The organism is Azotobacter armeniacus (assembly GCF_054779355.1).
The window spans coordinates 41271-66387 of record NZ_BAAGYK010000014.1 but is presented as its reverse complement, the minus strand read 5'-3'; the positions used below and the strand labels follow the sequence as shown (position 1 = coordinate 66387).

Sequence of the window (25117 nt, the reverse complement as noted above, 5' to 3'; positions counted from 1 at the left end):
CCGCTCCTCTCCCTGCCCAGCTGGAAGCGACTCAGCCAAGCGCGGCGCCCTCGAAGCCAAGCGCCGCAGGCATATCGATATCCCACAGCACGCCGCGATCCCCGACCGCCAATTCGTGCACCCGCCCCTCGCGCAGCAGCCGCTTCGCCCCTCGGTCGCCGTCCAGAGCCGCCAGTGCCGCCCGGCAGGCACGGCCGAAGCCAACCGGATGGCCATACTGCCCCTGCCAGGTGGGCACCACGAGCGGATGCTCCTCCAGCGCCTGCAGCACGCGCCCGACGGTCGCCGGCAGGATGAACGGCATGTCGCCCAAGGCGATCAACCAACCCGCGCAGTCCGCCGTGTGCGCCACTGCCGCGGCGATGCTCTCGCCCATCCCGGCCGAATCCAGGATCAAGACTTCGCAGCCGTGAGCCTCACCGAGGGCGATCGCCCCGCCATTGTCGGGACGGGTCACGAGCAGCACCCGCTCGAGATTCGCCCGCAATGCCAGCAGCGCATGCTCCAGCACGGCGCGCTCGCTGCCGTCACGGCCGCGACAGCGCGCCAGCAGCTTGTCCTGGCTGCCGCCTGCGGCCTCGCGGTAGCGGCGGCCCTGCCCCGCCGCCAGCAGCACGGCGCAGACGGCACCGCTCACGCCGGCTGCCCGCTGACCTGACGGGCCGGCCGTGCGGCGCCGATAATGCCATTCTTCAGTGCGACGATCTCGGCGAGCAGCGACAGGGCGATCTCCGCCGGGACACGACTGCCGATGGGCAGGCCGATGGGACCGTGCAGACGCTCGATGTCGGTCTCGGCCAGGCGGAGAAAGGCCAGGCGCTCGCGGCGCTTGGCGCTGTTCACCCGCGAACCGAGGGCGCCGACGTAGAAGGCGCGGGACTGCAGCGCGGTGAGCAGCGCCATGTCGTCCAGCCGCGGATCGTGAGTCAGCGCGACGATGGCGGTGCGCTCGTCCGGTTCGATGGCCAGCACGGCATCGTCCGGCATGCCGGGGACGAAGCGGGCAGTGCTGTCCTCCCAGCCAAAGGCGAACTCCTCGCGCGGGTCGCAGATCAGCACCTCGAAGTGGAGCATCCGCGCCATCTCGCTGACATAGCGCGACAGCTGCCCCGCGCCGATCAGCAGCAGGCGCCAGCGCGGTCCGTAGACGGCGCGCAGGCGCTGTCCATCGAAACTCAGGACATCATGGCGCGAGGCCTCGTGCAGGCTCACCGCGCCGTTGGCCAGATTCAGCTCGCGGGCCACCAGTTGATGGCTCTCGCAACGCGCCAGCAGCGTCTCGACCCAGGCGGTTTCGCCCAGCTCCTCCTCGGTCAGGCGCAGGGTGCCACCGCAGGGCAGCCCGAAGCGCGCGGCCTCCTCGCGGCTCACCCCGTAGGTCACCAGGGACACGCCCTCCCGGCCCGGTGCGCTGCGCCCGTCGCGCAGTCGTTCAATCAGATCGTCCTCAATGCAGCCGCCGGACACCGAGCCGATCAACATGCCGTCGCCGCGCAGGGCAAGCATGGCACCGGGCGGCCGGGGCGCGCTGCCCCAGGTCTGCACCACCGTGTAGAGCAGCACGCGCTGACCGGCCTGCCGCCAGGTCAGCACGCTACGCAGGACATTCATATCAGCGCTGTCCATCAGGCCTCCCGCCAGCCCTGAAGCTGATTGCGGATCGGCAGTTCGCGGATGCGCTTGCCGGTGGCGGCGAAGATGGCGTTGGCCAGCGCCGGTCCGACCGGCGGCAAGCCCGGCTCGCCGACCCCGCCGAGCGGCACCTCGCCAGCCGGCCGGACCGGGTGCACAACGATTGCCTTCGGCGCCAGCGGCATGCGCGCCACCTCGTACTGGTGCAGGTTGCTCTGCTGCACCCGGCCGTCCTTGAAGCTGATCTCGCTGACCACCGTATTGCCAAGGCCCATCACGCAGGCGCCTTCCATCTGCGAGCGGATGCGTTCGGGGTTGACCTGCGGGCCGCAGTCCACCGCCATGTCCGCCCGATGCACGAGCAGCGTGCCATCGTCCTCGACCTCCACATCAAGCACCACGGCAACGTAGGTGACAAAGCTATAATGCACCGCCAGCCCCAGCCCGCGGCCCTTGGGCAGTTGCTTGCCCCAGCCGGCCTGGCGGGTCGCCTCCTCGACCACCGCGCGCAGGCGGCCGATATCGATGGGATACAGCGCGGGGGATTCGCCATGGTTCCAGTTGTCGCCCAGGCTGTGCGGATCGATCTTGCGCACCGGACCGAGCAGTTCCAGCAGGAAGTCCCGGTGGTCCTTGCCGGCAGCTGCCGCCAGTTCGGCGATGAAGCTCTGCACGGCGAAGGCGTGGGGAATGTTTGACACCGAGCGGTACCAACCGACCCGGGTGTGGGCCGCCGCCTCGGGGTTTTCCAGGCGCAGGTTGGGAATACCATAAGGCATGTTGATGAAGCCGAGGCCCAGCTCCACCGCGCTCTCGTGCTTCGGGTCCGGCCCGAACAGCGCGCCGATGCTTGGCGCCACACTGCGGTGCAGCCAGGCGCTCGGCCTGCCGTCCGCGTCCAGTGCGCCGTGCAGATATTCCACCGAGACGGTGTGGAAGTAGGAATGCTGCAGATCGTCCTCGCGGGACCACTGCACGCGCAAGTGGCGGCCGGGGAATTCCCTGGCCAGCAGCGCCGCCTCGAGGATGAAGTCCGGTTTGGACTTGCGGCCGAAACCGCCGCCGAGCAGGGTCACGTTGACCGTCACTTTGTCGAAGGGAATGCCCAGGCGTTCGGCGATGCGTTCGCGGGTGACCTGCGGCGCCTGGCTGGGCGCCCAGACCTCGCAGGTGCCGTCGGCGAAGCGCGCAGTGGCCACCGGCGGCTCCATGGGTGCCTGGGCCAAGTGCGGAATGTAGTATTCGGCCTGCACCAGCCGTTCGGCCTTCTCGAAGGCAGCCTCCACATCGCCGGCCTCGCGCACCCGCTTGCCGGGCGCCTTGGCGGCCTGGCTCAGGGCCTGGCGGTAGGCTGCGGAATCGTAGACGGCGTTGGCGCCGTCCTCCCATTCGAGTTTGAGCGCCTCACGGCCCTTGAGCGCCGCCCAGGTGTTGCCGGCCACCACCGCCACGCCGCCCAGCGGCTGAAATTCGGAAGGAATCGGCGAACCGGCGATCTCCACCACCTTGACCACTCCCGGCACCTTGAGCGCGGCGCTGGCATCGACGCGTTTCAGCTTGCCGCCATAGACCGGTGGGCGTGCCACCACCGCATAGAGCATATTCTCGAAGCGCGGGTCGAGACCGTAGACGGCGCGGCCATTGACGATATCGGCGCCATCGATGGCACGGGTCGACTCCTTGCCGATATAGCGGAACTGCTCCGGCGACTTCAGGCGCAGGCTGTCCCGCGCCGGGACCTCCAGGGCCGCAGCAGCCTCCGCCAGCTCGCCGTAGCCGAGAGTGCGCCCGCTCGGCCCATGCACGACTTTGTGCGCCTCGGCCCGGCATTCGCCGACCGGCACCTGCCACTGCTGCGCAGCGGCCTGCTCGAGCATCTGCCGTGCTGCCGCGCCGCAGCGGCGCATGGGCTCGAACCAGTGGCGCAGGCTGCGCGAGCCGTCGGTGTCCTGGTTGCCGTAACGCGCCTCGTCGCCCGGCGCCTGGACTACCCGCATCATCGCCCAGTCCGCCTCCAGCTCGTCGGCGACTACCATGGCCAGGCTGGTACGCGTCCCCTGGCCCATCTCCGAGCGGCCGCAAACGAAGGTGACCAGCCCGTCGGCAGCGATGGCGAGGAACACCTTTGGATCGTCGACCCAGCCGTGCTCCATGCCGTCAGCGCCATAGGCCTTCTGCTCCTCGGCGAAGGCGCCGCGCCAGCCCCAGCTGGCGGCGATCAGCAGCGCGCCGCCGGCCGCCACGCCCTTGAGGAAGCCGCGCCGGCTGAGATTGGCGACGACGAAATCGTCCCTGTTCGACTGGCTCATGCCTCGCTCTCCTGCAGTTTGTCGGCGGCGACCTGGATGGCCGCGCGGATCCGGTTGTAGGTGCCGCAGCGGCAGACATTGCCGGCCATCGCCGCCTTGATCTGCGCATCGTCGGGCTTGGGGTTGCCCTTGAGCAAGGCGGTGGCGGTCATGAGCTGCCCGCCCTGGCAGTAGCCGCACTGGGCCACACCTAGCTCCAGCCAGGCCTGCTGCACCGCCTGCCCGACCGGGTCGGCATGCAGCGCTTCGAGGGTGGTGATCCGCTTGCCGACTGCCAGGGCAACAGGAGTGATGCAGGCGCGGATCGCCTGGCCATCGACATGGATGGTGCAGGCGCCGCAGAGGCCCATGCCGCAGCCGAACTTGGTGCCGCTGTAGCCAGCGACGTCGCGGATGGCCCACAGCAGGGGCATATCCTCCGGCACGTCGAGAGGATGATCCTTGCCGTTCAGGTTGAGAGTGATCATGGGGATGCTGTCCGGATGAGGTTCCTGGGATCTGTATGTACAACCGGACCGATCAGTCCTGACGCGCCGGCGGCGCTATGAAGCCGGGGCCGGCCGGGTCCTTGCCGTGCTCGGCCAACACGGCGCCGAACTGGCGCAGGTACTCCGCCTCCAACATCCAGTAGCTGCTCACGCCGATGGCGAGGCTCTTGCCCTCCTCGCGCAGTTTCTCCAGTTTCCGGGCGGTTTCCTCGTGGGGCTCCAGCGGGTCCGGCCAGTGGGTCTGATAGAGGTCGGTGCGCAGACGGCGCAGGGAGTTCTCGATTTCGCGGATGGTTTCGACGGAGCGCTCATCGTCGATACCGCCCCACATCCAGCCGCCGATGGCCCAAGTGCCGAGGCCGATGCGCGAAACGGGAGTGGCGATGCCGTCGATCCGGATGGTTTCGATACTCATGGAGATCTTCCTTGGCAAAGCGAGCTGAAGACAGAACAGTCCGGGTAAGGCTGATTAATCTATCTCACAGGCCATTGAATAAGGTTCAATAATCCATTGATTTCACGGCAAGCATGGGAGATTTCGGATGCCGGCCTTCACTCGCGCGGATCTCGCCGACCTCAACGTCTTCATGACCATCGTCAGGCGCCGCAGCTTTCGCCAGTCGGCCCTCGAACTGGGGGTCACCACCTCGGCGCTGAGCCATTCGATGAAAAACCTGGAGCTGCGCCTGGGGGTGAAGCTGCTCAACCGCACCAGCCGCTCGGTGGTCCCCACCCTGGCCGGCAGTGCCCTGGCCGAGCGCCTTGAACAGGGCTTCCAGACCATCGCCGAGGCGCTGGCCGAGCTGGACGTCCATCGCGACGCACCGGTCGGCCGGCTGCGCCTCAACGTGCCCCGCGATGCTTCGCACCTGCTGCTCGGGCCGGTGCTGCCGGGCTTCTTCGCGCGCTATCCGGATCTCCAGCTGGAGGTGGCGGTCGAGGACCGCATGATCGACATCGTCGCCGACGGCTTTGATGCGGGCATCCGCTACGGCGGCACCGTGCCTCGGGACATGATCGCGATGCCACTGACCGGCGAGCTGCGCTGGATCGTCGTCGCCTCCCCCGACTACCTGCACCGCCACGGTCGCCCGCAGGTACCCGAGGATCTGCTGCGCCACCAGTGCATGCGCATGCGCCTGGGCGACAACTCGCCGTACAAGTGGGAACTGGGCGACGGTCCGGAGGCCATCCACCTGGACGTGCCCGGGCCGCTCGGCGCCAATGAGACCGATACCCTGGTGGAGGCCGCGCTCAACGGCCTGGGCCTGGCCTACTGCCTGGAACTGCGCGTCGCCGGGGAACTGCGCAGCGGTCGGCTGGAGATGGTGCTGCCAGACTGGTCGTCGATGGGCCCGCCCTTCTGCATGTACTACCCCAGCCGCCGCCAGTCCCAACCGGGGCTGCGCCAGCTGATCGAGAGCATCCGCGCGCTAGGGCTCGGCGAGGGCTGAGGGCTGAGGGGCGACCGTCAGCGCCTGGGCTTGCCGTCGACCACCCCGGCCGTGTCCTCCAGCAGGCTGGCGGTCGCCATTTGCAAGAAGGCGCTCAGCTGGCGCTTCAGCACTTCCTCGTCGGGAGCCCCGAAGAGCGGCTTGCTGGCGGGGTCTCTGCCGAGACGGTAGCGGTAGAGCGTCGCCGGCCTGTCGCTGGGTTGTACCAGTACCCGGTCGCCGCTGACCAGGGCAACCGCTTGGTCGCCGCCCGAGGGCTTGATCACGCCGAACCCCGGGCTGCCCGCCGGCTGGGCGAGCAGGTCCCGCCCCCAGCATTGGTGGCGAACCCTGCCGCCCAGCCGGCCCATGATGGTCGGCACTATGTCGACCTGGGTGCCGACGATGTCGCGGCTGGCGCCGAACTTCTCCTGCAGGCCCGGGCCGATGAGCAGCAGCGGCACGTTGAAGCGCAGCAGGTCTATCTCGGTGAGCTGCTCGCGGCTGCCGAAGCCGTGGTCGCCGACCAGCACGAACAGGGTATCCTTGAAATAAGGCGCATGGCGGACCCTGTCGAAGAAGCGTCCCAGCGCCCAGTCCGCATAGCGCATGGCGGTCAGGCGCTGGTCCAGCTCACCGAAACCACTCACTGGCACCACCGGCAGGTGTTCCGGCAGGGCGTAGGGCGTGTGGTTGGATAGCGTCTGCAGCAGGGCGTAGAGCGGCTCCCCGGCCTCGCTGCGGCGTTCGAGTTCCTGGGCGGCGCGATCGAACATATCCTGGTCGGAAACGCCCCAGGTCGGGTCGGAGAACACCGGGTCGACAAAATCGTGGCGACCAATGAAATTTTTCATCCCCTGGCTGCCGAAGAAGCCCGACTGGTTGTCCCAGGCGAAATCGCCGTTGTAGACGTACAAACTATCGTAGCCTCGGGCGCTGAGCAGTTGTGGCAGGCCGGAAAACCGATGGCCACCCTCGGGTGTCTGCATCAGGTATTCGAAACCCGGCAAGTTGGGGAAACAGGCCATGGTGGCGAACATGCCCTGATGGGTGTGGGTGCCGTTGGAGAAGAAACGGCTGAACAGCAGCCCCTCTTTGGCCAGCCGGTCGAAGTTCGGCGTGATGCCGCCCGGCGCGCCCTGGGCGCCGACATAATGGCTGGCGAAGCTCTCCATCAGGATCACCACCACGTTGCGGATCGGCAGGGTGCTCCTCTGCGGCGGGTGGTAGTCGCGACGGACGGCCGCGCTGCGCTCGTCCACCAATCGGTCGGTGCTCGTCAGCAGCATCTGCCGCACGGTCTGGCGGGCCTCGTCGACCGCCAGAGTAGCCTTCCAGAGGTTGTCGCGCTGATCGGAGAACTGGCTGCGTGCGGCGTCCAACAGGGTCAGGCTGCCATTGAGGCCGAGCCGGTTGGCAAACATCGAATCAGTGGTGAAGGCGTCGCCCCACCGCATGGGCGGTCCCTGGCGCGGGGTTCCGCGCGCCGCGAGCACCGCCAGCGCCAGGCAGATTGAGAAGGCCAGGGCGCGGACCGGCCAGCAACTGCCTTCGGCTTCCTGCCCGGCAACGGCCGGCGAACGGCTGAGCCGGTCCAGACGTTTGAATACCCAGCCCAGCAGCAGCGTCGCCAGCAGCCAGGCAAACAGGTAGCGAAGGACCGGAAAGGCGTGCCAGAGCATGCTCAGGACGGTTTTCGGATCTTCCTTCAGGTACTGGAATACCAGACTATTCAGGCGCTGGTGGAACTCGCGGTAGAAATCCAGCTCCAGCACGCCGAGAAACAGGGTGAGACTGGCGAACAGGGTCAGCCAGGCGCGCAGCAGCGCCCGCGCCCGCATCGCCCGCCGGCTCGCCACGGCTAGCAGCAGGGGCGCGCAGACATAGACGACCAGGCGCAGATCGAAGCGCAGGCCGTTGAGAAACGCCTCAGCGAGGGTCAAGGCGGACGCCGGGCCGATTTGCTCGCTGTTGTAGAGCAGCAGCGCCAAACGCAGCAGGGAATACAGGAGCATCAGCTGGGCGACGCAGGCCAGGGTGAAGGCCAGGTGCTGTCTGAGGGAGACGCTGTAGGACGTTCGAGCGGCGGATTGCCGGAGGCTTGCCTCGTCCTGGGTCCCTGGACGCAATTCCTGAAGTTGCCTGGCTGGCGCCCGGTCGTGTTTTCGCGAGAAGGCGAATCCGATAGGGCGGCTCGAAAACATGGTCGCCACACTCCTCGAAGAAGTCTGTGGTAACCACTCTACTCACGGGGTTATGGAGAGCCCGTCAAAAGCAGGTGAACAAAGCGTCAAGCCACTCCTAATGGACGTGCCGTTTTCCGTCGGCATGGATGTGCACCTCCGACTCAGGCGCCCCACCCTGTCCGGCGGCCGGAACCGACTCCTCGTGATGGCCGCAGCCATGCTGCGTCCCCTGCCCCTGCGGCATGCTCTCGCCGCCACCGTGGCGGTGCCCGGGGCTGCTCTCGACCAGGCTTCGGTAGCCCTCGGCATTGAGGCTCGGCAGTCGCTCGACAAAGGCCACCAGCTCCCAGATGTACTCGTCGGCCATGCTCCGGCCCCAGGCCGGCATGGCGGTGGCCTTGATACCGTGCTTGATGACCCAGAAAGCGCCGGCCGGATCTACATCGCTGCCGACCCGGCTCAGATTCGGCGCCGCCGGATAGAGGCCCTTGCTCAATTCGGTCTCGGCCAGCCCCGGTGCCAGGTGGCAGCCGACGCACATGGCATCATAGTTGCCGGCCCCGGCACGGATCAGCGCTTCGTCGGTGAGGTCGGGCACCTGGATGTCCCTGGCGCGCACGGCGATCGACCGCTCCCGCGCCGTCTCCAGCAAGGCCTGGACCAGCGCGGAGTGCGGAACGTCGGCCCCCACCTCGACCAACCCCGAATACACTACGCCGCCGCCAATCGCGGCGGCGGCAAGGCTGGTCCAGGCCAGACTCTTGAAAATTCCCATGGCTTTCCTTTCTTCGCTTACCAGGCACCGGCAGAACGCGGACGCCCCACCGACGCAGGGGAAATCATTCTTCCGTGTCGTCGTCCCCGTACTCCCCGTTCTCGCTATCGAGCGGGGTCTTGTCGCCCCGGTCCATATCGCCGTGATCCATGTCCTTATCGTGCATGTCCTCCATCATCTTCTCATGGCTCTCGTCGTCCATTTCGTGGCCATCCATCATGGTGCCGCCCTTGGGCCCCTGGTGCTCCATGGGCTGTTCGGTGCTACTACCGGAGGAGGACTCGCTCTTCTGGCCCTCGTGGTGCGCTGCCAACGCGGGCAGTTGCAGGGAGGTACCCAGGACGAAAGCCAGGGAGCCGGCCAGCAGGGTCTTGCGTTTCGGGAAGCTGCTCATGTTTCGAACTCCTCATGGGTTGGCGCGAAGCGACGGCAATCGGGGAATGCCCGCGATATCGCCAAGACAAAAATAGCTGCCGATATCGGCTTTCCACCAATCTGCCATACTCACAAACCGGTATTGATTACATTTGCGTAAGGTACGGGGCCTGAATCACTGGAGCTGATGCCTTGGCAGCCCCAGGGAAATCAGCGCCGCCAGCAGCACGAAGATGCTCGACACCCACAGGCAGGCCGCAAGGCCATACGCTTGGAACACCCAGCCCGACAGCAAGGTGCCGAGCAGCCGGCCGAGGGCGTTGGACATGTAGTAGAAGCCAACATCCAGCGACACACCGTCCTCTTTCGCATAGCTGACGATCAGGTAGCTGTGCAGCGAGGAGTTGACTGCGAACAGCGCGCCGAACAGCAGCAGGCCGCCGATCAGCACCGTCTGCGCGGAAAGCGTGGTGCCGAGGCCTAGGGCGATGGCCGCCGGCAGTCCGGCCAGCGACAGCGCCCAGACGAAGGCCGCACGGCCGTCCGGCACTTGGCCGCGACGCTTGCCGGTCACCTGGGGGGAGAACGACTGGACGATGCCGTAGCCGATCACCCACAGGGCGAGAAAGCCGCCGACCTGCCAGAAATCCCAGCCGAACACACTGGACAGATACACCGGCAACGCCACCACGAACCACACATCGCGCGCGCCGAACAAAAACAAACGCGCGGCGGAGAGGATGTTGATCGCCCGGCTCTTCGACAGCAGGTCGCGGAACTTGGGCTTGCTCTTGGCCTTGCCCAGATCCTTCTTCAGCAGCGCGAGGCTGGCCAGCCAGATCAGCGCCAGCACCGCGGCCATGGCCAGCACCGCGCCGGTGAAGCCCAGAAGCGCCAGCAGCGCACCACCGAGGAAGAAACCGACACCCTTGAGGGCATTTTTCGAGCCGGTCAAGAGCGCCACCCAGCGGTACAGGGTGCCCTGCTGGCCGTCCGCCACGAGCAACTTGATCGAGCTCTTGGCGCTCATCTTGTTGAGATCCTTGGCGATGCCGGACAACGCCTGCGCCGCCATCACCCAAGGCACCGTGAGCAGGCTCGCCGGCACCGTCAGCATCAACAGCGCCGCCACCTGCAGGCCGAGGCCGAGGTTCATGGTGCGGTTGAGGCCCAGGTGCGCGCCGAGCCAGCCGCCCAGCAGATTGGTGACCACGCCGAAGAATTCGTAGAAGAGAAACAGCATGGCGATCTGCAGCGGGCTGTAGCCGAGCCCGTGGAAATGCAGAACCACCAGCATGCGCAGGGCACCGTCGGTGAGGGTGAAGGCCCAGTAGTTGCCGGTGACCAGCAGGTACTGGCGCACTTCCGGGGACAGGTGGGACAGGGCGTGCATGGGTAATCCTTGAGACACACGGATGACAAGGGTGGGAATCGCGCAGCATTCCCATTGGTGCGGACGCTTGCCCCTCTCCCCAGCCCTCTAGGGAACGACCCGGTGGCCCGGTGCAGGGACTGGCTCCCCTCTCCCGCCTGCAGGAGAGGGGCTGGGGGAGAGGGTATGGTTCAACGGGCCGAGCCCACCAGCCGCGCCAGTTCCGCGGTACGGTTGGCATACCCCCACTCGTTGTCGTACCAGGAATAGAGCTTCACCTGGGTGCCATTGACCACCATGGTCGACAAGGCATCGACGATGGACGAGCGCGGATCGGTGCGGTAGTCGATGGACACCAGCGGTCGCTCCTCGTAGCCCAGGATGCCTTTCAGCTCTCCCTCGGCAGCGGTCTTGAGCAACTGGTTGACCTCCTCGACCGTGGTCGCGCGCTCCACTTCGAACACGCAGTCGGTCAGCGAGGCGTTGGCCAGCGGCACGCGCACCGCATGGCCGTTCAGGCGGCCACGCAGCTCCGGGAAGATCTCGGCGATGGCGGTGGCCGAGCCGGTGGTGGTGGGGATCAGGCTCATGCCGCAGGCACGGGCACGGCGCAGGTCCTTGTGCGGCTGGTCGAGGATGCTCTGGGTGTTGGTCAGGTCGTGGATGGTGGTGATCGAGCCGTGGCGGATGCCGAGGTTCTCATGAATCACCTTGACCAGCGGCGCCAGACAGTTGGTGGTACAGGAGGCGGCGGTGACGATGCGGTGCTGCGCCGGGTCGAACAGCCGGTCGTTCACCCCCATCACCACGTTGAGCGCGCCCGGCTCCTTGACCGGCGCGCTGACCACCACGCGCTTGACGCCCTGCTCCAGGTAGGCCTGCAGCACGGCGACCTTGGACATCTTGCCACTGGCCTCGATCACCACATCGCAGCCCGACCAGTCGGTGTCGGCAATGGCCTTGTTGGCGGTGACCAGGATGCGCTTGCCGTCGATCACCACGCAGTCGCCGTCGCTGCCGGCCTCGTACCGCCAGCGGCCGTGCACAGAGTCGAAGTTGAGCAGGTGGGCGTGGGTGGCGGCGTCGGCGGCCGGGTCGTTGATTCTCACGAACTCCAGCTCCGGCCAATCCCAGGCGGCACGCAGGGCCAGACGTCCGATGCGGCCGAAGCCGTTGATGCCTACCTTGATGGTCATGAAGGTTTCCTCATTTCAGAAATCAGGGGTTTCGCGGAGCCAGCATGATGATCGCCATGCCGGCGAGGGCCACGCTGCCGCCGAGCAGATCCCAGAGCGTGGGGCGAATGCCGTCGACCAGCCACAGCCAGAGCAGGGCAACGCCGACGTACACCCCGCCATAGGCGGCATACACCCGCCCGGCCGCCGTCGGATGCAGCGACAGCAGCCAGGCGAACAGCGCCAGGGCGATCGCCCCCGGCACCAGCAGCCAGGCGCTCTTGCCCTGCTTGAGCCAGAGATAGGGCAGATAGCAACCGACGATCTCGGCAATGGCGGTCACTGCAAACAGGGCAACGGTTTTCAGCATGCTGCCTGCTCGCTACTGGCCGAACTGCGCGATCCAGGCCGCATGCGCCGGGTGTTGGATGGCCTTGGGCCGCAGTGCCTGCACCAAGGCGATGGCCTCGGCGCGCGGCAGGCCACGGTCGATCAGGATGCGCGCGGCGATCAGCCCGGTGCGCCCGGAGCCACCCTTGCAGTGGATGGCGATGCTGCGGCCCTGGTCGAGCAGTTCGTGGATGCGGGAGCGCGACTGCGCCCAGGCATCGGCGAAGTCGTCCAGCGGCACCTGCTCGTCGGCCACCGGCAGGTGGAACCATTCGAGGTTGCGCTCGGCGCACAGTGCCGGCAGCTCGTCCGCCTGGTTCAGGCGCAGTTCCTCGCCCTGCATCAGGGTGATCAACGCCTCGGCGCCGGCCGCCTGCAGGGTGTCCAGTGCACTGGCGATACTGGTGTCCTTGAGGCCCGGGCAGGGGGTGAAGAACAGGCGGCCCGGGCAACCGGGTATGCCAAGGATGTCATAGGGATGGGGCACGATGTTTTTCCTTCGACTGTCAAATGGTGCTCTGGCTGACGCGCCGGGACAGCTCTTCGGCCGACTCCTTGCGCTCGGAGTAGCGGTCGACCAGATAGTCGGTGCGGCCGCGCAGCAGCAGGGTGAACTTGACCAGTTCCTCCATCACGTCCACCACCCGGTCGTAATAGGCTGAGGGCTTCATGCGTCCGGCCTCGTCGAACTCGAGGAAGGCCTTGGCCACCGAGGACTGGTTGGGGATGACGAACATGCGCATCCAGCGGCCGAGCACGCGCATCTGGCCGACCGCGTTGAACGACTGCGAGCCGCCGCAGACCTGCATCAGCGCCAAGGTCTTGCCCTGGGTCGGACGGATCGCCCCCAGGGTCAGCGGAACCCAGTCGATCTGCGCCTTGAACACCGCGCTCATCGCGCCGTGGCGCTCCGGCGAGCACCACACCTGACCTTCCGACCAGAGTACCAGCTCGCGTAGCTCCTGCACCTTGGGATGGGTTTCCGGTACATCGTCCGGCAGCGGCAGACCGGCTGGATCGAAGATACGCGTCTCGGCGCCAAGGTGCTCGAGCAGACGCGCCGCCTCCTGCACCAGCAGGCGGCTGTAGGAGCGCTCGCGGTTGGAGCCGTAGAGCAGCAGGATGCGCGGCTTGTGTTCGGGCTGCGGCGGCAGGCCGAGCCTGTCGAGGCTCGGCAGGTCAAGCAGTTCGGGATCGATATTGGGCAGGTCGTCGTGCATAGGCCGTCTCCATCCGAAGAAAAGGGTTACAAGCTGCCGATCCGGGCCAACTCGGCTTTCAGAGCCTCGCCATCCAACTGGTCGAGCGGCAGGGCGAGAAAGGTCAGGATGCGAGTCTTGATCCGCTCGAGCGTGGCATCGAAGGCGGCAGCGATCTCCGCATCGGTCCCGGCCAACCCGGAAAACAGAATCTTCATGGACTTCCCTCACCCGGTTCAGGCGCAGATGCTCGTGCGTTCGGGGCGGTTACGCATGCCTTCCAGGCGCTGCACATCGGGGCTCAGCCAGTTCTTGTTGGCGCTCAGGATGGTGGCGAGCATGTCGTGCACCCAGTCCGGCAGATGCGGATGCAGCCGGTAGTACACCCACTGCCCCTGGCGACGATCCTCCAGCACGCCGCTACTGCGCAGCAGTGCCAGGTGGCGGGAGATCTTCGGCTGGCTTTCCTCCAGCGCCGCGGTCAGCTCGCACACGCACAGCTCACCCTCGCGGGCGATCAGCAGGGTCATGCGCGCCCGGGTCTCGTCGGCCAGGCATTTGAAAACCGTGGTGGGGGTCAGGTGCTCGACCATGGCAGACCTCAGCGTTTGCTTTTCACCAGCACGAACATCTTGATGCGTTCGTGAATCTCGTGAAGGGTGTGACGGTAGGCGTCGGCCTTGCTGCTGCTGGCCGGATCCTCGAAGTCCCAGGCGATGTACTCGCCAGCACCGGGCAGGGTATGGCATTCCAGCGCCGACTTGTCGCACAGGGTGATGACATAGTCGAACGACTCACCGGCGAGCTCGTCCAGCGCCTTGCTGCGCAGCCCTTCGGTCGACACCCCCAGTTGCTCCAGCGCCGCCAGTGCACGCGGATCGACCTGGCTGGGCTGGGAGCCGGCACTGCACGCCTCGAAGTGATCCGAGGCGGTATGCCGCAGCAGAGCCTCGGCCATCTGCGAGCGTGCCGAGTTGGCAACGCAAACGAACAGTACGCGAGTCTTGTTGCTCATTGTGGGCCTCTATGATTGATATGATTTTTCAAATATATTTATTTCCGCATATCAAGTAAAGCGCCAAGCCAGATACCAAACCAGACACATGGCCCTTCAGTACTCACGAGCGCTGCGAGGGTATGGCTGGAGTGCTGCCATGACACAAATAGCTTTACATATAGCTTTACATATTCGACTATTCGAATGTTAAGTCAGATCGCTCCGGCCGTGCCCGGAGCACGCTATCCGCAAAAAGGAAGATGCCCCCCGATGTCCAGTCCCTGTGAAGTGGCGGCCAAACAGGCCACCGGCGCCCCGCTCGGCTTCTTCGAGCGCTACCTGACCCTCTGGGTGTTCCTCTGCATCGTCGCCGGCACCCTGCTCGGCCTGTCGGTGCCGGCGGCGGCCCAGGCGGTCGGCGCGCTGGAGGTGGCTCAGGTCAACATCCCGGTCGGCATACTGATCTGGGTGATGATCATCCCGATGCTGATGAAGATCGACTTCGGTGCCCTGCACGAGGTACGCGAGCAGAAGGCCGGGATGGGCATCACCCTGTTCGTCAACTGGGCGGTCAAGCCGTTCTCCATGGCGCTGATCGGCTGGCTGTTCCTCCAGCATGTCTTTGCCCCCTGGCTGCCGGCCGGCGAGATCGACAGCTACATGGCCGGGCTGATCCTGCTCGGCGCCGCGCCCTGCACGGCGATGGTGTTCGTGTGGAGCAATCTGTGCGGCGGCAATCCGAACTTCACCCTGACCCAGGTGGCGCTCAACGACCTGGTGATGGTGTTCGCCTTCGCGCCCATCGTCGCGCTGCTGCTCGGCGTGTCGTCGATCCCGGTGCCCTGGGACACCCTGCTGCTGTCGGTGGTGATGTACATCCTCATCCCGCTGGCCATCGCCCAGTTCCTGCGCAAGCGTCTGCTGGCCCGCGGCGCAGCGTTCTTCCAGGCGGCCTTGGGGCGGATCGCGCCTTTCACCATCCTCGCCCTGCTGGCCACTCTGGTGCTGCTGTTCTCCTTCCAGGGCGAGGCCATCGTCGAGCGGCCGCTGATCATCGCCCTGCTCGCCGTGCCGATCTTCCTGCAGACGCTGTTCATCGCCGCCCTCGGCTACTGGCTGAACCGCCGGTTCGGGGTGCGCCACGACATCGCAGGGCCGTCGACGCTGATCGGCGCCTCGAACTTCTTCGAACTGGCGGTGGCGGTGGCCATCGTCCTCTACGGCTTCGATTCGGGCGCGGCGCTGGCCACGGTGGTCGGCGTGCTGATCGAGGTACCGGTGATGCTCTGGCTGGTGCGCCTGGTCAACAACAGCCGCGACTGGTACGCGCGCGACCTGTCGCATAACTGAGGAGGTAACACCCATGGAGTTTCTCCATCGGCACTGATCGCCGACTACGATCACATCCTGTTCGATACCGCACCGACCGGCCACACCATCCGCCTGCTGCAATTGCTCTAGCCGGTCATGGGAGCAAAGGCGCGATCGCCTGCCACAGCGCCTCGCCGGAATCGAACTGCCGCTCCACCGCCGGCAGGCTCGGCCTGGCCAGTAGCAGCACCGGCAGGCCGCGCTCGCGGGCCACCCGCAGCTTGGGCTCGGTGGCGGCGCTGCCGCTGTTCTTGCTGATCAGCACATCGAAGCCTTCGGCGGCGAACAGCGCGCGCTCCTCCTCCAGACGGAACGGCCCGCGTGCTCCGATGACCCGGGCACGCGGCGCGCTGGAATGCGCGTCGAGCACGCGTACCGTCCAGAACTGCCCGCGCGGTACCTCGTCCAGATGCGCCAGCACCTCCCGGCCCAAGGTGAAGAAGGGACGGCGGAATCCGCTCAGCGCGGCCATCAACCCGGCCCAGTCCGCCACTTCGCGCCAGTCGTCCCCCAGCCCCGCCTGCCAGCCGGGCCGTCTCAGGGCCCAGCAGGGAATACCGGCGATGCGCGCGGCCAGGGCGGCGTTGTGGCTGATCTGCGCGGCATAGGGATGGGTCATGTCCAGCAGCCGGTCGATGCGCTCCTGGCGCAGGAAGTCGGCCAGCCCCTCGGCTCCGCCGAAACCGCCGACACGCACCTGGCAGGCGAGATCCTGCGGGACCTTGCCGAGGCCCGCCAGGCTGTAGACATGGGACGGACCGAGCCGGCGAGCGATGGCCAGCGCCTCGCCGACGCCGCCGAGCAGCAGCAGGCGGGTCATGGCGCGTCCTCTTGCACCAATGGCTTCACCGCGTCCAACAGCGTGACCGGCAATGCCGAGCGCCAGGTGTCGAAGTTGCCGAGCGGCTTGGCTTGGGCAATGGCGATGCGGGTCAGCTCGCCGCCGTGCCGCTCGCGCCAGCCGACCAGCAGCGCCTCGCTCTGGATCGTCACCGCGTTGGCCACCAGCCGGCCGCCAGGCTTGAGCCGCTCCCAGCATTGCTCCAGCACACCGGGAACGGTCACCCCGCCGCCGATGAAGATCGCATCCGGACTTTCCAGGCCGTCCAGGGCTTGGGGCGCGGCGCCGGCGACCAGGTGCAGCGCCGGCACGCCGAGGGCGTCACGGTTGTGCCGGATCAGCCCTTGGCGCCCCTCGTCCATCTCGATGGCAATGGCGCGGCAGTTCGGGTGAGCACGCATCCACTCGATGCCGATGGAACCGCAACCGGCGCCGACATCCCACAGCAGCTGTCCCGGCAAGGGTGCCAGGCGCGCCAGGGTGATGGCGCGTACGTCGCGCTTGGTCAGCTGGCCGTCGTGCCGGTAGGCATCGTCGGGCAGGCCAGAGGTTTGTGGCAGATGACGCGGCTGGTCACCGGGAATGCATTCCACCGCAACCAAGTTGAGCGCGGCGGTCTCCTCGATCGACCAGCTCCCGGCCAGCCCGTCGATGCGTCGCTCGGATTCGCTGCCCAAGTGCTCCAGTACGCTCAGGCGGCTGGCCTCGAAGCCTCGCTCGCGGAGCAGCGCGGCAATGGCCGCCGGGCTCTTGCCATCGTTGCTCAGGATCAACAGCCGTGCGCCAGCATGCACGTGACGGTTCAGCGCCGCGACCGGACGGGCCACCACCGACAGTTGGGTCAGCTCCTGCAAGGCCCAGCCGAGCCTGGCTGCCGCCAGCGAACAGGACGAGGGCGCCGGCAACACGCACATCTCGGCGGGGTCGAGCACGCGCGCCAAACTCGCACCGACACCGAATAGCATGGGGTCGCCGCTGGCCAGCACGCACAGCGGCGTGCCGCGCCGTTCCAGCACCGGGACCAGGGAGAACGGTCGCGGCCATTCCAGCCGGTCGGCGCGGATACACGGCGGCAGCAGCGCCAGCTGGCGTGGCGCGCCGACGATCAGGCCGGTCTCCAGCAGGGCCCGGCGGGCACGCTTGCCGAGCCCGGCGTAGCCGTCCTCACCGATGCCGATCACGGCTAGCCAGGGCGTCATGGATGTTTCCTCGCGATGAAAGGCCGCTGCGCCTCCTGCCGGAAGCTTGTCATCGGGCCGGACAAAACCGGCATAATACCGCCTTCGTCGGTGCCCTGACCGGCGCTTCGGACTCGCAGGCGGCCGCCTCGAGCCGAAACGCCCCAACGGGCCATTGAGGGAACACGGAAGGACAAAGCGCCCAACCGTGGCTGCCCCCGCAACTGTAAGCAGCGAGTCCGCCGCACCGAAGCCACTGGGATGACCGGGAAGGCAGCGCCGACCCCTGACCTGCAAGCCAGGAGACCTGCCGACGAACGCTGGTCGCGAGTGCCAACATCGGGCGGGGTGTACCGATGCCATAGTGTCTTCGAGGGATGATGCTAGAGGTCCGGTCGCCGCGTCTTTTTGCAAGGTGTGACCTCGTGGAAGATACCCTCGGCAGTGCTCTTTCCCCTGCTCCGCGCCCTTCGGCATGCCCCGGGCTTTTGCGCATCGTGCCGGCGCTGGACGGCGGCATCTGCCGCATCAAGCTGGCCTGCGGACGCCTCGGGGCCGATCAGGCCCGTGCCATCGGCGAAGCCGCCAGCCGCCATGCCAGCGGCGTGATCGAACTGACCAATCGAAGCAATCTGCAGCTGCGCGGCGTCCGCACGGGGCATGAGGCGCCGCTGATCGCCGCCCTGCTCACCGCCGGCCTCGGCCCCGCCACACCGGGCGCCGACGACGTGCGCAACCTGCTGGTGAGCCCTGCCCTGGGTCTCGACCCGAACAGCGAGGCGGACGTTGCACCGCTGGCCGAGGCGATCCTCGAACTGCTGCAGGCGCGTCCCGCCTTCCATTCCCTGTCGCCGAAGTTCGCCTTGCAACTGGACGGTGGCGAACGCCTGGCGATGCTCGACCACCCCCACGATCTCTGGCTCGCGCTGATGCCTGGCGGCACGCAGCTGGCCTTCGGCCTGGCCGGCTGCCCGACCGATGCCCCCCTGGCTGCGGTGCCGTTGAAGCAGGCGCCTGCGCTGGTGGAAGCCGTGCTCGTGCTGTTCCTGGAGCTGGCGCAGCCGGAGCAGACCCGCATGCGCCATCTGCTGGCGAATCTGCCGATGGAGGCCTTCCTGGAACGCCTCCAGTCCCGGCTGGCCTTTGCACTGAGCCGCGAGCCGGCGGTGCTGGACTGGCGTCGCGCCCGGACGACGACAGCCGCGCCGCTGGGCATCCTCGCGCAGCGCCAGCCCGGCCTGTTCCTGCTCGGCGCCGTGCCCACGCTCAGCCGCCTGAATGCCTCGCAGCTGCACGCACTCGCCGAGCTGGCCCGCAGCCGGGGCGACGGCACCCTGCGCTTCACACCCTGGCAAGGCCTGATGCTGCCGAACGTGGCCCAGGCGCATGCCGCCGAGGCCCTACGACAACTCGGCGTGATCGGCCTGCATGTCGACGGCAGCGACCCCCTGACCGGCCTGATCGCCTGCACTGGCTCCGCAGGCTGCGCCAAGGGCCTGGCCGACACCAAGGCCGACGCGCTGCACCTGGCCCATCGACTGGGCCAAGGCGCAGCAAGGCCCCAGGTACATCTGAGCGGTTGCCCGCGCTCCTGCGCCGCTGCCCATGTCGCGCCCCATACCCTGCTGGCCCAGCCCGGCGGGCGCTACCAGATCTATCAACGCCGTGCCAGCGGGGCCGGTTTCGGCCATCTGCTGGCTGACTCACTCAGCATCGACGAAGCCGCCGACTGGCTTGCCTCAGGACAACCGATGATCGATTACATCCGCGATGGTCAGGAAATCTATCGCAACTCCTTTGCCATCATCCGCGCCGAAGCGCGGCTCGACACCATTCCGGCGGACTTGGAAAAGCTCGCCGTGCGGGTGATCCATGCCTGCGGCATGGTCGATGTCGTCGACGAGCTGCGTTTCTCCCCCGGTGCCGGTGCCTACGGAAGGGCCGCGCTGGCCGCCGGGGCGCCGATCCTCTGCGACGCGCGCATGGTCGCTGAAGGCATCACCCGCGCGCGCCTGCCGGCGAACAACCAGGTGATCTGCACCCTGCACGACGAGGGCGTGCCAGAGCTGGCGCGCGAACTGGGCAACACCCGCTCGGCGGTGGCCCTGGAGCGCTGGCGCCCACACCTGGAGGGTAGCGTAGTGGTGATCGGCAACGCCCCGACCGCGCTGTTCTACCTGCTGGAAATGCTCGACGCCGGCGCACCGAAGCCGGCGCTGATCATTGGCATGCCGGTCGGCTTCGTCGGCGCGGCGGAATCCAAGGATCTGCTCGCCGCCGACAGCCGTGGCGTGCCTTATGTGATCGTGCGCGGCCGGCGCGGCGGCAGCGCCATGGCCGCCGCCGCGGTCAATGCACTGGCCACGGAGGTGGAATGATGGACAGGAAAGGCCGACTGTACGGGCTTGGCGTCGGTCCGGGCGATCCCGAGCTGATTACCCTGAAGGCGCTGCGCCTGCTGCGCGCCGCCCCGGTGGTGGGCTATTTCGTGGCCAAGGCCAAGGCCCGCAAGGGCCTCGGCGGCAATGCCTTCGGCATCATCGAGGAGCACCTGCACGAGTCTCAGCTTCGCATGCCGCTGGTCTACCCGGTCACCACCGAGAGGCTGGAACCGCCCCTGTCCTACGAGACGGTGATCAGCGACTTCTACGACACGGCGGCCGTGCAGATCGCCGAGCATCTGGACGCCGGTCGCGACGTGGCGGTGATCTGCGAGGGCGACCCCTTCTTCTACGGCTCCTACATGTACCTGCACGACCGGCTGGCCGAGCGCTACGAGGCGGAGGTGATACCAGGGGTGTGCTCCATGCTCGGTGGCGTCTCGGCGCTGGGCGTGCCGCTGGTGTACCGCAACCAGAGCCTGATGGTGCTCTCCGGCGTGCTGCCGGAAGAGGAGCTGAAGCGGCGCCTGGGCGATGCCGAGGCAGCAGTAGTGATGAAGCTCGGGCGCAACTTCGACAAGGTGCGTCGTGTGCTCGACGAGCTGGGCCTGGCCAAGCGCGCTCTGTACATCGAGCGGGCCACGATGGCCAACCAGCGCATCGTGCCGCTGGACGAGGTCGAGCCAATGGCCTCACCGTACTTTTCCCTGATCGTGGTACCTGGACGGAAATGGTCAGCCTGATGCAAAAGCCCCCTGCCCTGGTCATCCTCAACGCCGCCAGCCTGGAAACCGCTCGCCGGGTCCAGGCCTGTTACCCCGGCTCGCGGGTTCACGGCCTGCGCGGCCGCGTCGAGGACGCCGACCAACCTTATGAGGCCTTTGGCGAGACCCTGCGCGAGCTCTACGCCAGCGATACCCCGATCATTGCCTTCTGCGCCGCCGGCATCGTCATCCGTACCCTGGCGCCGCTGCTGGTGGCCAAGGGTGCGGAGCCGCCGGTATTGGCGCTGGCCGAAGACGGCAGCGCCGTGGTGCCGCTGCTCGGCGGCCTGGGCGGCGTCAACCGAATGGCCCGCGAGATCGCCGAGGCGCTGGATGTGGCCCCGGCGATCACCACCAGCGGCGAATTGCGCTTCGGCATCTGCCTCCTCAACCCGCCACCTGGTTATGTACTGGCCGATCTGGAGCAGGGTAAACGCTTCGTCAGCGACCTGCTGGGCGGCGAGCCGGTGACCATCGAAGGCGACGCACCCTGGCTGGACGAGGCGCAGCTGCCTTTGGACGAGCAGGCCCGTCGACGCATTCGCGTCACGCCGGAGCGTGCCGGCAGCGACGCGGCCGAGCTGCTGATTCATCCGCGCCTGGTCCTGGTTCATGTCCAGGGCGAGGCATCGGCCGATCTGGCGGAGAGGATCCGAGCCCTGCTGGCCGAGGCTGGACTGGCCGAGACCGCGCTGGCTGCCGTACTGGCCGAGCGCGGGCGGATGGGCGACGCGGCGCTGGCCGAGGCCGCGAAGGTGCTGGGCATGCCCCTGCGCTTCATCGATGACCTTTTATTGCTCCCTGAACCGCAGGCGCGACGCGAAGGCCTGAGCCTGCACCGCTGCGCCACGCCCCGGGAAGCCGCGCACCTCGGGCAACCGCGTGGACGCCTGACGGTGGCCGGCCTCGGCCCCGGCGCCGCCGACCTGATGGTGCCGGCGGTACGCCGCGCGCTGGACGAGGCCGAGGACGTGCTCGGCTACGAGACCTACGTCAACATGGCCGGGCCGTTCCATGCCGGACAACGGCTGCATTGCAGCGACAACCGCGAGGAGTTGCAGCGCGCTGCCCATGCCTTCGACCTGGCCGCGCAGGGCCGGCGCGTGGTGGTGGTGTCCTCCGGCGATCCCGGTGTGTTCGCCATGGCCGCCGCCGTGCTGGAAGCGCTGGAAGCTTCCCGCGATCCACACTGGCATGCCGTCGAGCTGGAGGTGCTGCCTGGCGTCTCCGCCGCCCTCGCCACCGCCGCCCGCGCCGGCGCACCGCTGGGCCATGACTTCTGCATGTTGTCGCTGTCGGACAACCTCAAGCCTTGGAGCGTGATCGAAAAGCGCCTGGACCAGGCGAGCGCCGCCGACCTGGCCATGGCCTTCTACAACCCGATCTCCAAGGCGCGCCCTTGGCAGCTCGGCCGCGCGCTGGAAATCGTCGCCCGCCAGCGCACACCGGAAACCGTCGTGGTCCTCGGACGCGACATCGGACGACCGGCGGAACGCCTGCGCGTCACGACCCTCGGCGAGCTGACGCCCGACCAGGTGGACATGCGGACCCTGGTGATCATCGGCTCGTCCACCACGCGGCGTTTCCCCCGTGGGGATGGTGGAGAATGGGTGTATACGCCGCGGTGGTATCCCGGCTCGTAGCATCTGGAGCGTACCTCCCGTCGCCAGGTGGATAACGGCGAAGCCTTATCCACCAATCCAAAGGAAGGCTCCACGGCACGCAGGAGGAAAACGCTGCGCGGTTTTCCTCCCTGGCCTACTCCCCCACTCGCCTGCGCAACAGATACGTATCCATGATCCACCCATGGCGGCTGCGCGCCTCGGCACGGACCTGTTCGATCTCGTCGGCCACCTCGGCGAGCCGGCCGCCGATCAGGATCTCGTCCGGCGTGCCGACGTAGGCGCCCCAGAAGATGTCCATGTCCTCGCCGACGAAGCGCTTGTAGGTGTTCTGCGCGTCCAGCATCACCAGCACGCTGTCCAGGCGCTGCGGAAAGCCTTCGGCGAGGCGGCGGGCCGGAGTGATTTCCAGCCCCTGGCCGATGCTGTTCAGGGTGGTCCGGTGCTTCGCCGCCAGCGCCTGGACGCTGCTGATGCCGGGAATTACCTCGAAATCCAACACATGCCGCCCACTCCGCGCGATGGCCTCGACGATGCGGATGGTGCTGTCGTACAGGGCCGGATCGCCCCAGACCAGAAAGGCCCCGCATTCGCCGTCGGCCAGCTCCTCGGCGATCAGCCGCTCGAACACGGCCTGCTTGTCGGCGTTCAGGTCGTCGACGCTGGCGCGGTAGTCGGGCACATCCCTGACCCGCTCCGGGCAGGTGGCCTCGACGATGCGGTAATCGTCATCCTCGATGTAGCGACGGCAGATTTCCTTGCGCAGTGCCACCAGCTTCTCCTTGGCCGGCCCCTTGTCCATGACGAAGAACACGTCGGCCCGGTTGAGGGCCTTAATGGCCTGCACGGTGAGGTAGTCGGGATCGCCCGCACCGATGCCGATGATCAGGATGTGCTTCACGAGATACGACTCCGTATTGGGTTACGCGATGCCTCACAGGCTCGTCAGTTGTTCGATATGCCGATATTCGGCGCTCAGCTGCTCGGCCAGCAGGCGGGCTCGGCCAAGCCGGATAGGCGCGCATTCGATGTCCACCAGCAGTGCCGGGCAGGCACTGGCGGCCAGCGGGGGCCAGTCGCGCAGGCGGCCGTCGGTGACCACCAGCAGCCACTGGCGCTCGGCCGGATGCAAGCGCTGCCGCCGCGCCAGCCAGCCGGCCGCTTCGCCCAGGGCCTCGACCAGGGGTGTGCCGCCGCCCGCGCCGAGCCCTTCGAGCCACTGCCGCGCGGCGCCAGAAGCCTTGCATCCCTGCCATACCCATTGCGGCCGGGTGCCGTTGGCATGCAACAGCGCCAGGCGCGCACGCTGACGGTAAGCCTGCTCGAACAGCTGCGCCAGCAGGCCCTTGGCCTGTGACAAGGCACCCTGGCGGCGAGTCGAGGCGGAAGCGTCCACCACCACCAGCCACAGCTCGCCAGGCCTGGCACTGCGGGGCTTGCGATGCAGGTCCCTAGGCTGGCGCGGCCGCCCGCGCCGCAAGCTGGCGGGCCAGTCGACGAGACCTTCCTCCCCACCACGACAGGCACCGCTGCGCCCACCCGCGAGATTGCCCGCTCCCGGTCTGGCATCCGCGCCCCGGGCGCTGGCCGGGCGGATGCTCAGGGCTTTTTTGGCCAGCGCGGGACCTCCCGCCTCGCCCCCATGGTTTGTGGCTGTGCCGGCAGCTCACCCCACTGGCCTTCGCCCTGTTCGACTTTCGATGAAGCGGATCCACCCTGCGGAGGCATTGCTGAAGATTGGGGTGGTATTAAATGACGGCGATGGCGCAGGACGAAGGGCTCCACCCGGTCGATGTCCCCTGCCTCGATGGCGAAGCTGCCTCGCCAGGCGGCATGCGCACGGGCGGCCCGTAGCCAGACCAGGTCGGCGCGCATGCCGTCCACGCCCGCTTCGAAGCAGCGGCGGGTGATCGCCTCCAGGCTCGCCTCGTCCAGTTCGATCGCGGCCAGACGCTCTCGGGCGACCCGGCACCGCTCGTGCAGGGCGCTCTGCGCTGCGGCCCAGCGCTGGGTGAAAGCCACCGGGTCGCTATCGAAGGCCAGGCGGCGGCGAACGATCTCGGCGCGCTCGGCCGGTTGCGGCTGGCCTTCCAGCGCCAGGTTGAAGCCGAAGCGGTCGAGCAGCTGCGGGCGCAGTTCGCCCTCCTCCGGGTTCATGGTGCCGACCAGCACGAAGCGCGCCCGGTGGCGGTGGGAAATGCCGTCCCGCTCCACATGGTTGACCCCGCTGGCGGCGGCATCCAACAGCAGGTCCACCAGGTGATCCGGCAGCAGGTTGACCTCGTCCACATAGAGCACGCCGCCATCGGCCCGGGCCAGAAGCCCCGGCGAGAAGCGCGTGCGGCCTTCGCCCAGCGCGGCATCAAGGTCCAGCGTGCCGACGATGCGCTCCTCGCTGGCACCCAACGGCAGGTCGACGAAGGCGCCGCCGGGCAGCAGCTCGGCAACGCCACGTGCCAGGGTCGACTTGGCCATGCCGCGCGGTCCCTCGATCAGCACCCCGCCGATGGCCGGGTCGATGACCAGCAGGCAGAGCGCGAGCTTGAGATCGTCGGCGCTGACCACGGCGGCCAGGGGAAAGGACTGGCGGGGCGCTCGCCTGGGAAAGTCGGGTTTCGGCGTGTCCATC

At 67.5% G+C, this 25117-nt stretch carries 26 protein-coding genes, 2 pseudogenes and 1 riboswitch; of the genes and pseudogenes, 7 read left to right on the top strand and 21 right to left on the bottom strand.

The window, feature by feature from the left end:
- Positions 1 to 31: 31 nt before the first annotated feature.
- The 5 genes and pseudogenes from ACYVD0_RS03685 to ACYVD0_RS03665 form a co-directional block, all read right to left on the bottom strand.
- On the bottom strand, positions 32 to 637 hold the full coding sequence (locus tag ACYVD0_RS03685; RefSeq protein ID WP_460425538.1) for a nucleotidyltransferase family protein: 606 nt from the start codon (positions 635 to 637) through the stop codon (positions 32 to 34).
- Positions 634 to 1626 (bottom strand): XdhC family protein, encoded by a 993-nt coding sequence (locus ACYVD0_RS03680; RefSeq protein WP_460425537.1) that lies wholly within the window; start codon positions 1624 to 1626, stop codon positions 634 to 636. Before ACYVD0_RS03680 ends, ACYVD0_RS03685 begins: the two co-directional genes overlap by 4 nt.
- Positions 1626 to 3941 (bottom strand): xanthine dehydrogenase family protein molybdopterin-binding subunit, encoded by a 2316-nt coding sequence (locus ACYVD0_RS03675; RefSeq protein ID WP_460425536.1) that lies wholly within the window; start codon positions 3939 to 3941, stop codon positions 1626 to 1628. The genes ACYVD0_RS03680 and ACYVD0_RS03675 overlap by 1 nt, the downstream gene beginning before the upstream one ends.
- A complete protein-coding gene (locus ACYVD0_RS03670) occupies positions 3938 to 4408 on the bottom strand; it encodes a (2Fe-2S)-binding protein (RefSeq protein WP_460425535.1) in 471 nt (156 codons plus the stop codon). The genes ACYVD0_RS03675 and ACYVD0_RS03670 overlap by 4 nt, the downstream gene beginning before the upstream one ends.
- Before the next feature lie 127 nt (positions 4409 to 4535).
- Positions 4536 to 4844, bottom strand: a pseudogene (locus ACYVD0_RS03665) (aldo/keto reductase); the annotation flags it as partial.
- 127 nt (positions 4845 to 4971) lie between these two features.
- Here ACYVD0_RS03665 and ACYVD0_RS03660 point away from each other — a divergent pair.
- On the top strand, positions 4972 to 5883 hold the full coding sequence (locus tag ACYVD0_RS03660; RefSeq protein WP_460425534.1) for a LysR family transcriptional regulator: 912 nt from the start codon (positions 4972 to 4974) through the stop codon (positions 5881 to 5883).
- 17 nt (positions 5884 to 5900) lie between these two features.
- Here ACYVD0_RS03660 and ACYVD0_RS03655 read toward each other — a convergent pair whose 3' ends face one another.
- The 11 genes from ACYVD0_RS03655 to ACYVD0_RS03605 form a co-directional block, all read right to left on the bottom strand.
- Entirely contained in the window at positions 5901 to 8066 is a 2166-nt protein-coding gene (locus ACYVD0_RS03655; RefSeq protein WP_460425533.1) for an LTA synthase family protein, read from the bottom strand.
- Positions 8067 to 8163: 97 nt separating this feature from the next.
- The gene (locus tag ACYVD0_RS03650) at positions 8164 to 8823 is read right to left on the bottom strand and encodes a c-type cytochrome (protein WP_460425532.1); all 660 of its coding nucleotides are present in this window, start codon (positions 8821 to 8823) and stop codon (positions 8164 to 8166) included.
- A gap of 64 nt (positions 8824 to 8887) precedes the next feature.
- Positions 8888 to 9217 carry a hypothetical protein gene (locus ACYVD0_RS03645; protein WP_460425531.1) on the bottom strand — a complete coding sequence of 110 codons (330 nt, stop codon included), beginning with the start codon at positions 9215 to 9217 and terminating at the stop codon, positions 8888 to 8890.
- A gap of 156 nt (positions 9218 to 9373) precedes the next feature.
- On the bottom strand, positions 9374 to 10591 hold the full coding sequence (gene arsJ, locus ACYVD0_RS03640; RefSeq protein WP_460425530.1) for an MFS transporter: 1218 nt from the start codon (positions 10589 to 10591) through the stop codon (positions 9374 to 9376).
- Between the two features lie 170 nt (positions 10592 to 10761).
- Complete coding sequence (locus ACYVD0_RS03635; protein ID WP_460425529.1) at positions 10762 to 11766, bottom strand: aldehyde dehydrogenase; 1005 nt, start codon at positions 11764 to 11766, stop codon at positions 10762 to 10764.
- A gap of 22 nt (positions 11767 to 11788) precedes the next feature.
- On the bottom strand, positions 11789 to 12115 hold the full coding sequence (locus ACYVD0_RS03630; RefSeq protein WP_460425528.1) for a YnfA family protein: 327 nt from the start codon (positions 12113 to 12115) through the stop codon (positions 11789 to 11791).
- A gap of 12 nt (positions 12116 to 12127) precedes the next feature.
- Positions 12128 to 12622, bottom strand: coding sequence for a protein-tyrosine phosphatase family protein (locus ACYVD0_RS03625; protein WP_460425527.1), 495 nt, complete (start codon positions 12620 to 12622; stop codon positions 12128 to 12130).
- 19 nt (positions 12623 to 12641) lie between these two features.
- A complete protein-coding gene (gene arsH / locus ACYVD0_RS03620) occupies positions 12642 to 13355 on the bottom strand; it encodes an arsenical resistance protein ArsH (protein WP_460425526.1) in 714 nt (237 codons plus the stop codon).
- A 26-nt stretch (positions 13356 to 13381) separates the two neighbouring features.
- On the bottom strand, positions 13382 to 13552 hold the full coding sequence (locus ACYVD0_RS03615) for a low molecular weight phosphatase family protein (protein ID WP_460425525.1): 171 nt from the start codon (positions 13550 to 13552) through the stop codon (positions 13382 to 13384).
- 18 nt (positions 13553 to 13570) lie between these two features.
- Positions 13571 to 13927 carry a metalloregulator ArsR/SmtB family transcription factor gene (locus ACYVD0_RS03610; protein ID WP_460425524.1) on the bottom strand — a complete coding sequence of 119 codons (357 nt, stop codon included), beginning with the start codon at positions 13925 to 13927 and terminating at the stop codon, positions 13571 to 13573.
- Between the two features lie 8 nt (positions 13928 to 13935).
- Complete coding sequence (locus ACYVD0_RS03605; protein ID WP_460425523.1) at positions 13936 to 14349, bottom strand: arsenate reductase ArsC; 414 nt, start codon at positions 14347 to 14349, stop codon at positions 13936 to 13938.
- A 252-nt stretch (positions 14350 to 14601) separates the two neighbouring features.
- Between ACYVD0_RS03605 and arsB the strand changes: the two genes are divergently transcribed.
- Together arsB and ACYVD0_RS03595 are read left to right on the top strand one after the other, a co-directional pair.
- A complete protein-coding gene (gene arsB / locus ACYVD0_RS03600; RefSeq protein ID WP_460425522.1) occupies positions 14602 to 15681 on the top strand; it encodes an arsenic resistance protein in 1080 nt (359 codons plus the stop codon).
- A 33-nt stretch (positions 15682 to 15714) separates the two neighbouring features.
- Positions 15715 to 15792, top strand: a complete 78-nt coding sequence (locus tag ACYVD0_RS03595; RefSeq protein ID WP_460425552.1) for an ArsA-related P-loop ATPase — start codon at positions 15715 to 15717, stop codon at positions 15790 to 15792.
- A gap of 4 nt (positions 15793 to 15796) precedes the next feature.
- On the opposite strand, the gene ACYVD0_RS03590 is transcribed toward ACYVD0_RS03595, so the two are convergent.
- Positions 15797 to 16522, bottom strand: coding sequence for a precorrin-6A/cobalt-precorrin-6A reductase (locus ACYVD0_RS03590; RefSeq protein ID WP_460425521.1), 726 nt, complete (start codon positions 16520 to 16522; stop codon positions 15797 to 15799).
- The gene (gene cbiE, locus ACYVD0_RS03585; RefSeq protein WP_460425520.1) at positions 16519 to 17742 is read right to left on the bottom strand and encodes a bifunctional cobalt-precorrin-7 (C(5))-methyltransferase/cobalt-precorrin-6B (C(15))-methyltransferase; all 1224 of its coding nucleotides are present in this window, start codon (positions 17740 to 17742) and stop codon (positions 16519 to 16521) included. Before cbiE ends, ACYVD0_RS03590 begins: the two co-directional genes overlap by 4 nt.
- A 73-nt stretch (positions 17743 to 17815) precedes the next feature.
- Positions 17816 to 18050: riboswitch (cobalamin riboswitch) on the top strand.
- A 51-nt stretch (positions 18051 to 18101) separates the two neighbouring features.
- On the opposite strand from cbiE, the pseudogene cobG reads away from it, so the two are divergent.
- The 4 genes and pseudogenes from cobG to cobJ form a co-directional block, all read left to right on the top strand.
- Positions 18102 to 19463 (top strand): annotated as a pseudogene (gene cobG, locus ACYVD0_RS03580) (precorrin-3B synthase); the annotation flags it as partial.
- Between the two features lie 9 nt (positions 19464 to 19472).
- Entirely contained in the window at positions 19473 to 20099 is a 627-nt protein-coding gene (locus ACYVD0_RS03575; RefSeq protein WP_460425551.1) for a precorrin-8X methylmutase, read from the top strand.
- Entirely contained in the window at positions 20096 to 20845 is a 750-nt protein-coding gene (locus ACYVD0_RS03570; protein WP_460425519.1) for a precorrin-2 C(20)-methyltransferase, read from the top strand. Before ACYVD0_RS03575 ends, ACYVD0_RS03570 begins: the two co-directional genes overlap by 4 nt.
- On the top strand, positions 20845 to 22509 hold the full coding sequence (gene cobJ / locus ACYVD0_RS03565; protein WP_460425518.1) for a precorrin-3B C(17)-methyltransferase: 1665 nt from the start codon (positions 20845 to 20847) through the stop codon (positions 22507 to 22509). Before ACYVD0_RS03570 ends, cobJ begins: the two co-directional genes overlap by 1 nt.
- A gap of 115 nt (positions 22510 to 22624) precedes the next feature.
- On the opposite strand, the gene cobF is transcribed toward cobJ, so the two are convergent.
- Genes cobF through ACYVD0_RS03550 form a run of 3 tightly spaced genes read right to left on the bottom strand, consistent with a single transcriptional unit; the run spans position 22625 to position 25116 of the window.
- Positions 22625 to 23389, bottom strand: a complete 765-nt coding sequence (gene cobF, locus ACYVD0_RS03560; RefSeq protein WP_460425517.1) for a precorrin 6A synthase — start codon at positions 23387 to 23389, stop codon at positions 22625 to 22627.
- A 33-nt stretch (positions 23390 to 23422) separates the two neighbouring features.
- A complete protein-coding gene (locus tag ACYVD0_RS03555; protein WP_460425550.1) occupies positions 23423 to 24106 on the bottom strand; it encodes a vWA domain-containing protein in 684 nt (227 codons plus the stop codon).
- Entirely contained in the window at positions 24088 to 25116 is a 1029-nt protein-coding gene (locus ACYVD0_RS03550; protein ID WP_460425516.1) for an ATP-binding protein, read from the bottom strand. The genes ACYVD0_RS03555 and ACYVD0_RS03550 overlap by 19 nt, the downstream gene beginning before the upstream one ends.
- Position 25117 lies beyond the last annotated feature (1 nt).